Origin of the sequence: Pseudomonas ogarae, from assembly GCF_014268695.2 — a bacterium.
Lineage (GTDB): Bacteria > Pseudomonadota > Gammaproteobacteria > Pseudomonadales > Pseudomonadaceae > Aquipseudomonas > Aquipseudomonas kilonensis.
This window is the reverse complement of record NZ_CP077086.1, coordinates 1,983,680-1,999,205: the sequence shown is the minus strand read 5'-3', so window position 1 is coordinate 1,999,205 and position 15,526 is coordinate 1,983,680. Positions and strand designations below refer to the sequence as shown.

Genomic DNA, 15,526 nt, shown 5'->3' with positions numbered 1-15,526 from the left:
CGAATCTCGTGGTTATTGAAACGAAGCACTGTCAACGGCGTGATAGACGTAGCGCCCACCGGTCATCCGTTTGATCTCTTCGAGGTAATTGGAATTCATTACAAATACGTGCGCCCCTTCAGGCAGAGCACCCGTCGCCTCCTCGGGCGATGAAACCCGCGCACCACTCAACGGCAGATACCGCCCCTGCTTGGCCGGGTTGATATCCACCACGCAGTCCACAGCAACCCCGGCTCGTTGCAGGAACAGCGAATAGATCACGCCCTTGGAGGATGCCCCCCAGATCGCCGAACCTTGCTGCGGCGCAGCCTGGATAATCTGCACCGCACGCCCGAGACTGGCGGTGAATTCAGCGGGCAACTGCAAGGCTGGAACGGGCTGTTCCGGCTTCAGACGCAACGTGGCCAGATCGGCAACGATGTATAGGTACTGACCGCCGAACAGGTGTCCGGCTTCATGTACCGTACCGAACATCCGGCGCAGGTCATCGAGGCGGAAATAATTCACATGCTCGTAGAACAGGTCGAACCAGGCACGATGGTCCAGGATCCAGTCCAGACACGGCACTTCGATGTAAATCTGCCCGCCCTGGTTGGCCGCTGCGATTTCAGAAAGGAAAGCCACCGGGTCCTGGATATGCTCAAGCACGTGACGCAGCACCACCGCGTCAGCTGATAGGCCCAAATCGCGAGTGAACGGCGCCTTGATCACGTCAGCGTTGTCGCCTTCATAAGCAGGGTCGATGCCAGTGATGGCATAGCCCCGCTCTTTGAGCAGCTCCAGGAAATAGCCTTTGCCACAACCGACCTCGATCAGTTCCTGGCCGCTGAAATGTCGAGCAATGATGCCCTCCACATCAGCCAGGTGCCGCTGGAACTGCCCTGAGTGGGCCTGTTCGTTCTGATAATCACTGTCATAGCAGAGCTTGTCCGCATCGAATGCCTGATTGAAGACCAACCCGCTCACTTCGTCCTGGACCAAAACCATATCGGCACACGCCGAGGCTTTGGCCGACTGTTCATCGGCGAAGGTCCGGTTCTGCAGGACCGGAAGGCCGGTGGCCCGGTACAACTCACGCGTCATGTTCGGCTCCCAACAAGGTGTGCAAGCGTTCGGCCACGCCCCAGAACGCCATGGGTTCGTGAGTCGGGTATGGGTAATGGCCCAGGTTCAGGCGAATGGCCGCGCCACGCTCGCGCAGCCGTGTTTCCACCAGCGAGCGAACCGACACTGGTACGCCACTTGAGCAATTGACGACACCATTGAACTCGCGCCGCAACACCAGCCCCGCCAGATAAGCGGTCGCTGTTTCGATTGCCAGGTAATCGCGCAGTTGCTCGCCCCCGGACATGTCGAAGACCGAGGCTTGGGCATCGATGGCCCGGTCCAGCGCCGCAAGCAGGCTGTTGGGGTTCTGACCGACACCGTGCAGGTAGAACAAACGTGCCCACTGCAAGGTAAACGGGTGCTCGCATTGCAGCTGTTCAAGAAACAGGCGCAAGGTATTTTTTGCCAAGCCGTAAGGGTTGGCCGGCTGCGGCGCAATCTGCTCATCGAGCGGTCCACTCTGCAGGCCGTATTCGAAACAAGTACCGGTGACCAGCACCTGCCCGACCCCCGCCACGACAGCCTGTTTGATGAACTGATAATCGGCCAGCAAGTTATGTTCGAAATGAAACAGTGCCTGGTAATTCGGCAGCCCCGGCCACGCGAGATGCACCAAGGCATCGACGCCCTCGACCAAGGCAGCGACGTCCAGTTCTTCTGCGTGGACATCGGTCGCGACGAATTCAACCCGGTCGAACCAGGGCAATGCCCTGGCCGGTTCCACCCGGCGTGCAACGGCCCGGACCTTACAACCGCGCGCGAGCAAGGCCGTGACCAGATGACGGCCGACAAACCCGGTGGCGCCGGTCACTAAAACCTTCATAGCAGCGTCAACTCAGGCACTGCGATGACGAATTGCCCGCCCCATTGGCGAACCTCAGCCAACTGCTGGCTGACTTCGCTCAGCAAGTTCCAGGGCAGGACGAGAACGTAGTCGGGTTGCTCTATCGCGATATGCTCGGGCGACACGATAGGAATCCGACTGCCCGGTAAATATTTACCCTGTTTGTGCGGATTGGCATCGGCCACCCACGCCAACAAGTCAGGCTTGACCCCGGCGTAGTTGAGCAACGTGTTGCCCTTGGCGGCCGCGCCATAACCGACCACACGCTTGCCATCGGCCTTGGCCTGCAACAAAAAGCGCAACAGACCATGTTTGATCGCCTCGGCGGCCGGCGCCAGAGTGGTGTAGTACGCGGCAGTTTTCACGCCGGCATCCAGTTCGGCCTGCAACTGCTGTTGCACCGAGGCCTGGATCGGGCGACGAACGCCGTCGGCACGCTGGGCGAAAACTCGCAACGAACCGCCATGAGTCGACAATTGGCTGACATCGAATACTTCCAGCCCATTGCGCTCACACAGGGTTTGCACGGACGTCAGCGACAAGTAGGAAAAATGTTCGTGGTACAGCGTGTCGAACTGCTGGCCGGCCATCAATGTGAGCAGTTGCGGAAACTCGAAAGTAGCGACGCCGGTTGGCTTGAGCAGCATCGCAAAACCGGCGAGGAAATCATTGATGTCCGGCACGTGGGCCAATACGTTGTTGGCCGCCATCAAATCCGCTGCCCAGCCTTCGCTGTTCAGCTGCGTGGCCGTTTCGCGACCAAAGAACAACTCACGGATCTCCAGGCCTTTGGCACGGGCGGCCTCGGCGGTGCTGCGCGTCGGCTCGACGCCCAGGCAGGGAATACCGCGCTTGGCCACGTACTGCAACAGGTAGCCATCGTTGGCGGCAATTTCCACCACGCGACTGTCAGCACTCAGTTCGAAGCGCTCGGCCATCTCGGCAACATAGCGCTCGGCGTGGGCCAACCAAGTGCTGGAAAAAGAGCTGAAATAGGCGTACTCGGCGTCGAACAGTGTGTCCGCGCGGGTGTAATCCTCGGTCTGCACCAACCAGCATTGCTGGCACACCGCGACTTTGAGCGGCACCCACTGCTCGGCCTGATCCAACTGGTCGGCCCGCACATAGGCGTTGGACGGCGGTGAAGTACCGAGATCGATCAGTGGCAAAGCCAGGGCAGTCCCGCAACCTCGGCAGTTCATAGACGCACTCCAGCGAAACGCTCGTCGAGCAAGGGATGGTTGCTGTCCCGACTCGACAGATTATTGACAGGCAGCGGCCAGGAAATCGCCAGCCGCGGATCAGTCACCGACAGGCCGCCCTCATGCTCCAGGGCGTAGTCGGCGCTATGCAAGTAAAGCAGTTCGGCATCGTCGGTGAGGGTCTGGAAGCCATGGGCGAACCCGGCCGGGATCAACAGGCTGCGACCATCGCCAGCCTTCAGGTGCTCGGCATGCCAATGCAGGAAAGTGTCGGAATCGGGACGCAAATCCACGGCCACATCCCAGACTTCGCCACGCAGACAGGTAATCAGTTTGGCTTCCGGTTGCGCCGCGTTCTGATAATGCAACCCACGCACGCTACCGCGCTCATGGGTGCAGGAATGATTGATCTGACGGATATGGAACGGCTGGCCGAATGCGCTCAGGCTACCTTCGCAGAACAGCCGGGCGAAATGCCCGCGCTGGTCTTCGAAGCGTTTGTGCTGGACGCTGAACAGATCGGCCAGCGGCAATGCCTTCAAGGAAAACTCGCTCACAACGCGCCTCGGTACAGGTTCAGTTGGCCGAGGGTGACTTGCCGCATGTCGTCGCCGTTCTGCCATGCCAAGTGCCAATCCAGAGTCTGGGCCAGGCACTGTTGCAACGACCAGCGCGGCTGCCAACCGAGCAGCTGCCGGGCACGGCTGCTGTCCAGGCGCAACAGGCCGGCCTCGTGCAAATCGCTTGGCTCGATGCGCAGGCCCGGCGCTTGCGGCCAGCGCTCGGCCAACAACTGGACGACTTCGCCGACGCTGCACATGTCGGCTTCACTTGGACCGAAGTTCCAGGCACCGGCGAATTCCGGGCCTTGTCGATACAGACACTCAGCCAATTGCAGATAACCGGCCAATGGTTCCAGGGCGTGCTGCCATGGACGAACGGCTTGTGGATAACGCAGTGTCACCGGCTCGTCTGCCGACCAGGCTTTAAGCACGTCGGGAATCAGGCGCTCGGGAGCGAAATCACCGCCCCCCAGCACGTTGCCGGCCCGCGCCGTGGCCAGGGCCAGGCCGTGCTCGGCATAGCGCTCAGCCGAAAAGAATGAGGCGGCATAAGACTGCGCCAGCAATTCGCAGCAGGCCTTGCTGCTGCTATAGGGATCGTGACCGCCCAGGGCCTCGTTTTCGCGGTAGGGCCATAACCATTCCTGGTTGGCGTAGACCTTGTCGGTGGTGACCAGTACACACGCCTTGACACCACCTACCTGGCGAACCGCTTCCAGCAGGTTAAGAGTTCCCATGACGTTGCTGGAATACGTGCCCAATGGGTCGCGATAACCTTCGCGCACCAACGGCTGCGCCGCGAGGTGCAGGACAATCTCCGGCTGCACGTCGGCCAGCAGCTCCAACAAGGCGCCGAGGTCGCGCAAGTCACCGCGCCGGTCATCGATGCCCTCGCCCACGCGGGCCAGCTCGAACAGGTTTGGCTGGGTGGCCGGGTCAAGGGAAAAGCCACTGACCCTGGCCCCCAGGCTTTGCAACCACAGCGTCAGCCAACTGCCCTTGAAGCCGGTATGGCCGGTGACCAGTACGCGCTTGCCACGCCAGAATTCCGGATTCAAGACCATTGTTTCCATGGGGCCTCGCCGCTTTGCCACAGGGCTTCGAGGTGGTTTTTATCCCGCAAGGTGTCCATTGGATGCCAGAAACCATCGTGCTGGAACGCCTGTAGCTGCTGCTCGGACGCCAACGCCGCCAGCGGCTCGGCCTCCCAGGACGTTTGGTCATCGGTGATAAAAGGCAAGACTTTTGGCGAGAGCACAAAGAAGCCCCCATTTATCCAGCCACCGTCACCTCGAGGTTTTTCGGTGAAACCCAGAACGCTATCGCCGTCGCGCTCCAACGCACCGTAACGCCCGGGGGGCTGGACTGCCGTCACGGTGGCAAGCTTGCCGTGAGACAAATGAAAATCTACGAGCGCGCCAATATTGAGGTCCGACACGCCATCACCATAGGTGAAGCAGAACGCCTCTTCATTTTCCAGATAACGCGCCGCCCGACGCAGACGCCCACCGGTCATGGTGTCTTCGCCGGTGTCGATCAGAGTCACGCGCCACGGCTCGCTGTAGTTCTGATGAACGTCCATGCGGTTGTTGCACATATCGAAGGTGACGTCAGAGGTGTGCAGAAAGTAGTTGGCGAAAAAATCCTTGATGGCATAGCCCTTGTAGCCAAGGCAGATCACGAAGTCGTGGATTCCATGGGCGGAATACTGCTTCATGATGTGCCAAAGAATTGGCTTGCCGCCGATCTCGATCATCGGCTTGGGCTTGAGGTGCGACTCCTCGCTGATCCGCGTGCCGAGACCACCTGCCAAGATAACTGCCTTCATCGTCTCCCCTCTTGTTCATCACCGGGCTCGGCCAAGCGTTGTTTCGCTCTGCTGGCGCGGGGATTACACCTTCAATGCCGATCCGGGCGCTGCGATGGGCCGCGAGCGCTCGTTTTATGGCGATATGAGGGGGGCTTGCAGGAAACGCGCCAGCTCAGAAGGCAGCGTTTCGGGGGGCATAGAGGTCAGAAAGGAAACTGAGCACTGTTTTTGTGGCGAGGGGATCTACCCTCCCACATATCAATCCGGCAACCACCCCCACAACCAATGTTGCAGGTTCTTGCCGCTGAGCATGTAGTCCCGCAACACCGCTTCGCGCAGCTCATCGCCCATCCGATAACTGGCGTCAGGGTCGGCCAAGTGCATGCGGATTGCCGCGACCCATTCCTCGGTGCTGTTGCTACGTACCTTGGTACACGGCAGGAAGCCGTCGTAGGCCTTGGTATCGGTACAGATGACCGGGTAGCCACAGGCGCCGTATTCCAGCAAACGCAGGTTGCTCTTGCAGTCGTTGAAGATGTGGAACTCCAGGGGAGCCAGCGCCAAGTCGAGGTTCAGGCTGGCCAGTTTGAACGGATAGTGGGTCAAAGCGACTGAGCTATGGAACTCATGGATGTAGGGGCGTAGCGCGTCCGGACACATTCCGAAGAATACCCAGTCCACCTCGTTGGCCAGCTCACGAACTACATCCGCAATGATTTCGAGGTCGCCGCTATGGCTGGTCCCGCCGCCCCATCCAACCCGAGGCTTGGATGACGTTCCGCGCCGGCTGGACAACCGGGCCCAAGGCTCGGGCGGCAGCATGTTGGGTACCACCCGGATTTCACTATGCATGCTGGACAAGGCGTCGGCCAGCGGCTGGGTCGTCACCACCACCCGGTCACACAGACCAATTCCCTCGCGCAGCATCTGCTCGGTGTTGACCGGTTTGTTACGGGCGTGGGTGTTTTTCTTAGGCGCGCTGACCACATAGTCGTCGAGTTCGAAAATTCTCAAGGCGCCGGAATATTTCTTCATCCGCAGGATGTCGCCTGCGGAACCTTCACTGTAGCGCCCCTGCAATACGATGGTATCTGGAGACAATCGCTCGATATCAACGGTCGTAGGTGACTCATAGGCCACCCGGGCGATCACCCTCCCCGCGGCTTCGAGCTCGGCCAATGGGGCCGTGACGCGATAATGACCAACCGCAGTAGCGTTGACCGGCAGGCCAAGTATCAGTGGCAAAGCACGAGAGCAGAAGGGATTCCAGTTGTGACGCAGAGAAGGTTCCAGGCTGAAACTGGATGCTCCCAGTGTCAGAGAAGGACTGTAGGCAGGGTCACGGGCAATCTGGGGCAACCAATTGCGATAGAAAATTTCGCGCTCACGCTCCAACAGTGTCGTTTCTTCGGATTGATCCGATGATGACCGTGGAGCAACCACCTGCATGACACTCGCATAAGGCGTCCAGACCACCAAGTAGCCATCCTTGCCTGCACGCAAGCACAGATCGACATCGCTGAGGCCGAGAGTAAAGGTGGCGTCGTCCAGGCAGCCGAGGTCTTCGAACACCTGCTTGCGCACCATCAGGCAATCGCCACTGACTGCGCTCCAGTTCTGGGTGGTGTGCAAGCGCTGCATATAGCCGCGAGAAGCTGCCGACTCACCATAAAATGGCGTGCCCACCGGCCCGGCCAACCCGAGGACCTGCCCGCCGCCAACAATCGTGCCTTGGGGGCTGAGTATTCTCGCACCGACCACCGCAACTTCGGGACGCTGGGCATGATTGATCAGTTCGTCCAACCAGTCATTTTCACAAATGACTGTTTGCGGACTGAGCAATAGCAAGTATTCGCCCCGGGCCTGGCCCGCAGCAAAATTGTGCACCGCCGCATCACTGTCATCGCCGGCGTATCGCAATACGCGCAGCATGTTCGCGCCCAGTTGCGCCATGTTCGCCAGCCAATCGAGCATGGCCAGGTCTCGGACGCCACTGTCCACGATCAGAATTTCATAGTGGGTATAGGCCGTACGTTCGATCAGGCTTTCGGTACAACGCTGCAATGCTGCAAGCGAGTGACCGGTGCGCAGGATGATCGACACTAAGGGACGCGAGCCGTGTCGGTAGTCGATGCGATTGATCAACGGCAACGTATCCTGGCGAATCTCATGAACCGCCCCAATGCGGTCCAAGTGTGCCCCCACCATCGCGGCGTTGCCCTCGATGACCTCGGGCCTCGACAACCATTGGGCAAAGCTGAGGCTGGATTCCACCTGAATCTCGGCAATGTGCTCGATGGTCTGCGGGCCAGCCTCTTCTACCAACCGCCAGAGCAAATCGTGAGGTGCCAGCTCGCCATGGGCCGGGTCGAAACCGCCCACGGTCATGAAACGCTCACGCTCGAAGGCCAGGGCCCGGCCGACGTAGGGATAGGCGCGCATCAGGTCGAGGTTGAAATCAGGCTTGAATACCGGCTCGATGGACTCGCCGTTTACCAGTGCGCCCTCATCGCTGTAAGCGCAGAGAATTCCCGGTTTCCCGGCCACGCGTTCGGCCAGGATCAACAACGCTGAATCACGGAGAGTATCGCCAGCGCGCAGAAGATAGAACCAATGCGCGCCCTCCAACTGCGGGACAATGGCATTGAGTTGCCGCGCCCAATCGGGCTGATAAGGCAACTGCAACACCCGGTCATTGGCCTCGCAACGGGCGTCGGAAAGTACCACGACAGCCTGGGCCGGATAGAGCTGGCCGTCTATGCTGCGCAGCGTGGACGCCAATGCCACATCGTCACCGGCACCGTCGATGACAATGGGCACGATGTTCGGACGCAACGGCCAGCTGTCGATGCGCGCAGGCATGACACGCTGTTCGACTTCACTGAAACGACGAATCGACAGCCATTCACGGTAGAACTCGGCATAGCTCTCGCTCTGGGCGCCTACCCGACCATTGACGACGGTATTGCGGTTGCCCAGCACGCGGGTTACACAGAGCTCCTGCCAGGCATGAGGCTGGTCAGTGATTTTATTCAAATCGATGCAGCGCACCCAACCCGAGGCTGGAGCCGCTTCACCGCTGCGCGCAACAAGCATCTGCGCCAGCCATTCCCACTCTGATTTGGCAGCCTTGAGCATTTCCGGGGTCTTGCTCAAACGCTCCGGGTAGAGACGCTCGATACTCAACACGGTATTCAAGGCAATCAGGTTGCCGCGCCGCATCAAGCAGACAAACAAAGCAAAATCGAGCACCGCAACAAAACCGGCACCGTCCTGAATCAGGGTTGGCAACAATTCCAGCACATCGGCTCGACGCATCAGGGTCGAACTGAAATTGCCAATGAAGTTGGTTGGCGTGCTCTCGAAAATCGCCAGCATGTCGTCGCCCTTGAGCAAGGCGTCATTCGGCGAGAAGCGGCAGTTGTCCACCCGGGGTGGCAAGATGAAGTTGCCTGCGTCGCACAACAGCCGAAGCGCAAACACCACACTCACGTCAGCATGATCCATCAACGCCTGGGCCTGCATCGCAATGCTCGGTGCGAACAGACGGTCGTCGTCGCACAGCACCTTGATGAACTCACCGCTGGCCTCTTCGACACACCGCAACAGGTTGCCCTGAAGCCCCAGTCGCTGCGGGTTTCGCAAATAGCGGATCGGATGGGACGGTTCAGGGAAGGAGTCGACGATCTGGCGAATCTCATCGCCAGGCGAATCATCGCAAACGATGATCTCGATGTGTTCGTAGGTCTGGGCCAGGGCACTGAGCAGTGCCTGGTCGAAGAACCGAGGATTGTAGGCCGGGATAACGATGCTAACGAGGGGAAGTGACTTCACGGTTAAAACTCTCGAGCGGCGGGCCCCGGCCTTTTCAGGTCGGAGCCCCGGAACCGCTTAAAAAAAGACGGTTGGCGGCTCGGTCGATACCGGCTCAGATCTTGTTGAACAAGCCCAACTGGGTGATCTTGCTGAACGCCAATTGCGAGGCTTGCAGCATGGTCTGCTGCAAGGTCAGGCGAGTCATCACTTCGGCCGCATCGGAATCACGAATCGACGATTGAGTCTGGTTATTGGCCAACAGCAGGCTCTGGTTCGTGTCGCTCTGGTTTTCCAGAGCCTGGCCACGCCCACCTACCGAGCTCAAGGCACTGGACAACTGATCGGTGCCGCTGGCCAGGTTGCCGATGCCGGAAGCCAGCGACGCCTGCAACTTCTGCAACGCGATCGGATCGTTGTTGGTCGGCGTGTTCAGCGCGGTTTTCAGCTGGTTCACGGTGTCCAGAATGTTCTGGGTTTCGTGAGTGTTGACCGCGATGCTGAACTGATCGTCAGCGGCAGGCGTACCGTCCAGGGTAAAGCTCACGCCCGAGGCGGTGGCCACGTTGCCGGCCAGGGTACCGCTGGACACCGGCTGGCTGTTGGCGGTCAGCGGCGCGGAGTAGAGGTCAAAATCAGTGGCACTGGTGAACTTCAATACGGCCGCACCGGTAGGGAAACTGGCGTGATAGGCCACCGGGTCGGTGATTTCGCTGCCAGTGACCTGGACCGTGGTCGGGTTGCCCGGGCTGCGGGTCGTGACAAAAGTATCCGGCTTGGCGGCCAGGGTGAAGGTGTGGCCAGGCAACACTGTGCCCGCAGTATCACCGGTTTGCAGGTTGATGTTCAGGGTCAGTTCCAGGCCACGGAACTGTACCGCCTGACCACTTTTGCTGCTGGGATCAAAAGCGCCGCCCTGACTGGCTTCGGCGGTGACATCGTTGCCGCCGGAGTCGGTGATTCTCAGTTGCGTGCCGCTGGTGAATTCAACGGTGTACGGTTCGCCACTGCGGAATTTGCTGTTGTAGCTGACACTGGACGACACCTGGCCGTTGGAGAGTACTACGCGGCCATCATCCACCGCAGGCGCGGTCATGGTGACCAGGCTGCGGCTGGTGTTGACGGCCTGCTGGAACACTTCCCAGCCGGTGCTGTTGGTGGCCATCGACATGGTGTCGCCGACGGGCAGGTCGAGGGTCACCTGGTCACCGTTATAGCTGTAGCTGCCATCGTTGTTGCGGGTGAACGGAATGGTGTCGCCCTTGGAGCCGGCGAAAATGTACTTGCCATTCTCGTCCTTGCTGTTCATCAGACTCAGCAGTTGTTCTTCGATCTGTGCCAGCTCCGAGGCGTTGGCCAGGCGGTCGGCATCGGTGTAGCCGGCGTTGCCGGCACCGACGGCCAATTCCTTGGCGCGTTGCAGCACATTGCCGATGCTGGTCATCACCGCCTCAGTGGTGCCCAGGGTTGCCTTGATGGTGTTGGCGTTTGTTTCGTACTGAGCCAGCATCGACGCTTGCGTGCCCAGTTGCAGCAGACGCGAAGCCCCTACCGGATCATCGGCAGCGGTGTTCACGCGCACCAGGCTGCTGGCCTCTTCGCTGGTCTTGACCACGTTGGCGAAGTTTTTCTGATAGTTCGCAGCCGTGCTTTCGTAAAACTGGGAGGTGGAAATGCGCATGGGCTACGGCTCCTTAAAGACTGTTGATCAGCGTGCTGAAAATTTCCTGCGCAGCCTTGATGATCTGCGAAGACGCGGTGTAGTACTGCTGGAATTTGACCAGGTTGCCGGTTTCCTCATCCAGGTCCACGCCCGACAGTGAGTCGCGGGCGTTCTTGGCGTTGTCCAGGATCGCACCGGTGGCGGCACTGTCGAGCTTGCCCTGGGCGGCCTTGGAACCTACGCCTTCCACCAGCTTGCCGTAGGCATCGTTCAAGGAAATGCCCGCGCTGGAGGAACCGGTGTCCACGGTCTTGGCGGTCTGCAAACCGGCCAGGGCGGTGCCGTTACGGTTGTCCAGGGTGCCGGGTTGGCTGAGGCTGACATTGATACCAGCACCCTCGGATGGCGCACCGGCAATGGACATGTCGAACGTTACGGTGCGCTGCACCGGCGGTACGGACGAATCCATGATCGGGTTGCCACTGGCGTCCGTGAGCGGAACGCTCAGGCTCAGGGTGTTGCTCTGGCCAGGCTTGATCGTGCCATTGCTGATCTCGAAGCCCTTGGCATCGAGTAATTGGTAAGCCTGGCTGGTGCCATCAGTGGACGTCGCGCCGAACACCACTTTGACCGGCATGGAATTCTTGATGCCGTTCTGGATGATGCTGGTGGTGGCCTCATCGTAGATGTCCAGCTTCGTGGTCATGGTGGGCTGGCCGCTGGCCGGAATGGTCAGCGTACCGCTGCCCCCTGGCACGATGGCGGCGCCCAACGGCGCGGCAATTGCCAGCCGCTTGGAGTCGGTCATCTCGGTCTTGATGCTGCTCGCCGCATTACGGGTCGGAGTGATCTTGAACGAATCGCCTGCGGCCGCGGTGCCACTGGCGAAGGTCAGCGAGAAGCCATCGACGATCGGTGCTGGCGTGGTCGTAGTGCTGAATGCGCCCATCGACGTGTTGTCAGGCAAGCGCTGCACGGTGTAATTGGTGGCGCTGGTGAAGGTAATTTTGTAGTCGTTGGTGGTCAGTTTTCCGGTGTCTTCGATGGACACGTTGAAGTTGCCGGAGCCCGCACTGTTGTTCAACGACGCAACGCTGCGCTGACTCATTTGCGCAGTGCTGTTGATGCTGGTGAACAGGTTGGAGCCAAAGGCGCCGTTCATGTCGATGCCCGACGCCTGGATGCTGTTCATCTGGTCGGCGACCACCAGCGCCACGCGCCCCAGCTCGTTCATGGCTGGGTCGAGTACGGTGCTGCGGTAGCGCATCAGGCCACCGATCTCGCCGCCAGTGAGCACCGACGTCAAGTCCATGGAGCTGGAACCACTGTTGAGCTGAATACCTATGCGCCCCGGATCGTTCTTGTCCGGCACCGCTTCCAGGGTATTGACGGTATTGCCCATCACCAACGGTTGGCCGGAGCCCAGGTAGATGTCCAGGCTGCTGCCGTTCTCGACGACCTGCGTACCGGTGAAGGTCGAGAGCTGGCGAATGGTTTCGCTGCGGGCATCGAGCAGGTCGTTAGGGGCGCCGCCGGCGTTGGAGACTTCGGCGATTTTCTTGTTCAACTGCGCAACGGTGGCCGCCAGGTTATTGACCTGATCGACCATGTTCGACAGGTTGCCGTTGATGTTCTGGCCCTGCTCCGTCAACTGGCTGGCAATCGAATTGAAACGGTTGCTCAGGGCCTGGGAATCGCTGAGCAGCAACTGGCGGGATGCATCGTCACCCGGTTTGGCGTTGACGTTCTGCACCGAGGCGAAAAACTTGGTCAGCGCCCCGTTGAGACCGGTGCCGCTGTCCGACAACAGGGAGTCGAGCGGAGTGATCTGGCCCTGATAGGCCGCCGCGTCACTGTTGAGCGACGTGGTGGTTTTCAGTTGTGCTTCAAGGAAGGCGTTATACACCCGACGTACATCGGCCAGGGTCGTACCGGAACCGATGAACACGTTGCCGTATTGGTTCGACGCCTTGGTGGTCTGCACGGTCTGCTGCCGCGAATAACCGGCGGTATCGACGTTGGCAATGTTGTTACCCGTGGTCACCAACGCAGTCTGGCTTGCTGACAGACCCGACATCCCTATATTGAGCAAACTCATGGTTCAGACCTTATAAAGTCGTGGTGGCGCCTGCAGAAGCGTAGTTTTGGTAACTCGTCATCTGCCGGGCTATGTTCGAAATCTTGCTGGCGTAGTTCGGGTCGGTGGCGTAACCGGCCTTCTGCAACTCGCGTACAAACTGTTCCGGGTTATCGGCCGACTTCAGTACATCTTGATAGCGGCTGTTGCTTTGCAGCAGATTGACCAGATCATGGAAACTGTCGCGGTACGAGGCGTAGGAACGGAACTCGGCCGTCTCCTTGACCATCGCGCCATTGCGGAATTCGCTGGTGATCGCCCGCGCCGAATCGCCCTTCCAATTGGCGCTGGCCTTGATGCCGAACAGGTTGTGGCTGCTGTTGCCATCGGGCTGGCGCATGACCGATTTACCCCAACCGGTTTCCAGGGCGGCCTGGGCCACCAGGTAACGCGGGTCGACACCGATGCGGTCCGCCGCTTCCTTGGCCATTGGCAGCATGGCATTGACGAATTCATCGGCATCGCGGAAGGCCTTGCGCGCCGGTGCCAGCGGTGGCTGTGCCACGGCGCGACCATAGACCTGCATGTCGCCTTTGGGCTCGGAAGCCTTGAGCGCGGCCAGCCAGTCGCCATTGGCCAGCTCGCCGGTGGCCGGCTTGACGGCGGCGATGGCGCGATCAGGCAGCAGGTTCTGTGCAGGCACATCGGCATTGGCCGACGCCGAAGGCACCAGGCCGGCGAGCAGGCGGTCGGCCAGTTTCGGCGGCAGGGCCAGGCGGCGCTGGTTGAGCAATTCCATGTCGTTGCGATGGACGCCCTCAGCCCCTTGCGGCGCACTCACGGCCCGCGAAGCCCACAACGGACGCTGGCCGCTGATACGCGACAACGGGCCATCGGTGGGCAGGGTCCCGGCCGCCACTGGCGTCGGCACCGGCGCCTTGGCGACCTTGTCCTGCGCCTCTTGCTGCTTGGCAGCCGACAATGTCGCCGCCTCGCCAGACACCAGCGGCTTGTTCTTGGACATCTGGCGCAGCAGCACGTCGGCCAGGCCGATACCACCGCCTTCGCGGGACATGGAAACGGCCAACTGCTGGTCGTACATTTCCTGGTACTGCTTGGCTTCCGGCGTGTTCATCGGATTGTCCTTGCCCAAGGCCTCGGTGGCCGAACGCATGGACTTGAGCATTTCGCCGAGGAACAGCGACTCGAATTCCTGCGCCACTTTACGCAGGTTGCCTTCACTGTTCTTGTCGCCGACCTTGAGCTGGTTCAAGCGGTTCAAGTCCGAGTAGGACCCCGAATCCCCGCTGATCAAGGCGCCTTTGCGCATATCCACCATGGCCGTGTTCCTTAAATCACGATCAGGTCGGCTTGCAACGCGCCGGCCTGCTTCAAGGCTTCGAGAATGGCCATCAAGTCGCCCGGTGCCGCGCCGACCTGGTTCACCGCCCGGACGATTTCATCCAGGGTAGTGCCCGGGCCGAACTTGAACATCGGCTTGGCTTCCTGCTCGGCATTGACCCGCGAACGCGGTACCACGGCGGTCTGGCCGTTGGACAACGGCCCCGGCTGGCTGACGATCGGATCTTCGGTGATGGTCACCGTCAGGCTGCCGTGGGTCACGGCGGCCGGAGACACCTTGACGTTCTGGCCGATCACGATGGTGCCGGTACGCGAGTTGATGATGACTTTCGCCACCGCCTGGCCCGGGTCGACCTCAAGGTTTTCCAGGATCGACAGGTAGTCGACCCGCTGGCTCGGATCCAGTGGCGCGGTGACGCGGATCGAGCCGCCGTCGATGGCCTGGGCGACGCCTGGGCCGAGCATGTCGTTGATCTTGTCGACAATGCGCTTGGCGGTAGTGAAGTCGGAACGGTTGAGGTTCAGCGTCAGGCTGTTGCCCTGGTTGAAACCGCTCGGCACCGCCCGCTCCACCGACGCACCACCTGGGATGCGGCCGGCCGACGGAACGTTGACGGTGATCTTCGAACCGTCGCGGCCCTCGGCATCGAAACCGCCCACCACCAGGTTGCCCTGGGCAATGGCGTAGACGTTGCCGTCGATACCCTTGAGTGGCGTCAGCAGCAAGGTACCGCCGCGCAGGCTCTTGGAGTTACCGATGGACGAGACGGTGATATCCACCTGCTGGCCAGGCTTGGCGAACGCCGGCAGATCGGCACTGATCGACACCGCCGCGACGTTCTTCAACTGCACGTTGCCGGAGCCGGCCGGCACCTTGATGCCGAACTGCGACAACATGTTGTTGAAGGTCTGCAGGGTGAACGGGGTCTGGGTGGTCTGGTCACCGGTACCGTTCAGGCCCACGACCAGGCCGTAGCCGATCAACTGGTTGGAACGCACGCCGGAAATGCTGGCGATGTCCTTCAAACGCTCGGCTTGAGCGGTAAAGGCCGCCGACATCACCAGGGCACCGATCAACAGCTGCT

Annotated in this window: 11 protein-coding genes; all 11 read right to left on the bottom strand. The window is 60.4% G+C overall.

Annotated features, from left to right (window positions below; translation table 11 throughout):
• Positions 1-12: 12 nt before the first annotated feature.
• On the bottom strand, positions 13-1,083 hold the full coding sequence (locus HU749_RS08910) for a class I SAM-dependent methyltransferase (protein ID WP_079305244.1): 1,071 nt from the start codon (positions 1,081-1,083) through the stop codon (positions 13-15).
• Positions 1,073-1,930 (bottom strand): NAD-dependent epimerase/dehydratase family protein, encoded by an 858-nt coding sequence (locus HU749_RS08905; protein ID WP_079305242.1) that lies wholly within the window; start codon positions 1,928-1,930, stop codon positions 1,073-1,075. The genes HU749_RS08910 and HU749_RS08905 overlap by 11 nt, the downstream gene beginning before the upstream one ends.
• The gene (locus HU749_RS08900) at positions 1,927-3,153 is read right to left on the bottom strand and encodes a class I SAM-dependent methyltransferase (RefSeq protein WP_079305240.1); all 1,227 of its coding nucleotides are present in this window, start codon (positions 3,151-3,153) and stop codon (positions 1,927-1,929) included. Before HU749_RS08900 ends, HU749_RS08905 begins: the two co-directional genes overlap by 4 nt.
• Positions 3,150-3,710, bottom strand: a complete 561-nt coding sequence (locus tag HU749_RS08895) for a dTDP-4-dehydrorhamnose 3,5-epimerase family protein (protein ID WP_079305238.1) — start codon at positions 3,708-3,710, stop codon at positions 3,150-3,152. Before HU749_RS08895 ends, HU749_RS08900 begins: the two co-directional genes overlap by 4 nt.
• On the bottom strand, positions 3,707-4,780 hold the full coding sequence (gene rfbG, locus HU749_RS08890) for a CDP-glucose 4,6-dehydratase (protein ID WP_413037918.1): 1,074 nt from the start codon (positions 4,778-4,780) through the stop codon (positions 3,707-3,709). Before rfbG ends, HU749_RS08895 begins: the two co-directional genes overlap by 4 nt.
• Positions 4,771-5,544, bottom strand: coding sequence for a glucose-1-phosphate cytidylyltransferase (rfbF, locus tag HU749_RS08885; protein WP_079305235.1), 774 nt, complete (start codon positions 5,542-5,544; stop codon positions 4,771-4,773). Before rfbF ends, rfbG begins: the two co-directional genes overlap by 10 nt.
• 240 nt (positions 5,545-5,784) lie before the next feature.
• Positions 5,785-9,360, bottom strand: coding sequence for a glycosyltransferase (locus HU749_RS08880; protein ID WP_079305233.1), 3,576 nt, complete (start codon positions 9,358-9,360; stop codon positions 5,785-5,787).
• Positions 9,361-9,454: 94 nt separating this feature from the next.
• Positions 9,455-11,020: a flagellar hook-associated protein 3 gene (locus HU749_RS08875; protein ID WP_079305231.1), complete on the bottom strand. Its 1,566-nt coding sequence runs from the start codon at positions 11,018-11,020 to the stop codon at positions 9,455-9,457.
• A gap of 13 nt (positions 11,021-11,033) precedes the next feature.
• Positions 11,034-13,100 (bottom strand): flagellar hook-associated protein FlgK, encoded by a 2,067-nt coding sequence (gene flgK / locus HU749_RS08870; RefSeq protein ID WP_186649689.1) that lies wholly within the window; start codon positions 13,098-13,100, stop codon positions 11,034-11,036.
• A gap of 10 nt (positions 13,101-13,110) precedes the next feature.
• Positions 13,111-14,415 carry a flagellar assembly peptidoglycan hydrolase FlgJ gene (flgJ, locus tag HU749_RS08865; RefSeq protein ID WP_046063051.1) on the bottom strand — a complete coding sequence of 435 codons (1,305 nt, stop codon included), beginning with the start codon at positions 14,413-14,415 and terminating at the stop codon, positions 13,111-13,113.
• Between the two features lie 14 nt (positions 14,416-14,429).
• Positions 14,430-15,500, bottom strand: a complete 1,071-nt coding sequence (locus tag HU749_RS08860) for a flagellar basal body P-ring protein FlgI (protein WP_161798353.1) — start codon at positions 15,498-15,500, stop codon at positions 14,430-14,432.
• Between the last annotated feature and the right edge of the window lie 26 nt (positions 15,501-15,526).

Excerpts from the sequence above, each read along its gene's own strand:
- HU749_RS08910 (WP_079305244.1), bottom strand. The coding sequence starts at position 1,083 with ATGACGCGTGAGTTGTACCGGGCCACCGGCCTTCCGGTCCTGCAGAAC.
- HU749_RS08905 (WP_079305242.1), bottom strand. The coding sequence starts at position 1,930 with ATGAAGGTTTTAGTGACCGGCGCCACCGGGTTTGTCGGCCGTCATCTG.
- HU749_RS08900 (WP_079305240.1), bottom strand. The coding sequence starts at position 3,153 with ATGAACTGCCGAGGTTGCGGGACTGCCCTGGCTTTGCCACTGATCGAT.
- rfbG (WP_413037918.1), bottom strand. The coding sequence starts at position 4,780 with ATGGTCTTGAATCCGGAATTCTGGCGTGGCAAGCGCGTACTGGTCACC.
- rfbF (WP_079305235.1), bottom strand. The coding sequence starts at position 5,544 with ATGAAGGCAGTTATCTTGGCAGGTGGTCTCGGCACGCGGATCAGCGAG.
- HU749_RS08875 (WP_079305231.1), bottom strand. The coding sequence starts at position 11,020 with ATGCGCATTTCCACCTCCCAGTTTTACGAAAGCACGGCTGCGAACTAT.
- flgK (WP_186649689.1), bottom strand. The coding sequence starts at position 13,100 with ATGAGTTTGCTCAATATAGGGATGTCGGGTCTGTCAGCAAGCCAGACT.
- HU749_RS08860 (WP_161798353.1), bottom strand. The coding sequence starts at position 15,500 with ATGTCGGCGGCCTTTACCGCTCAAGCCGAGCGTTTGAAGGACATCGCC.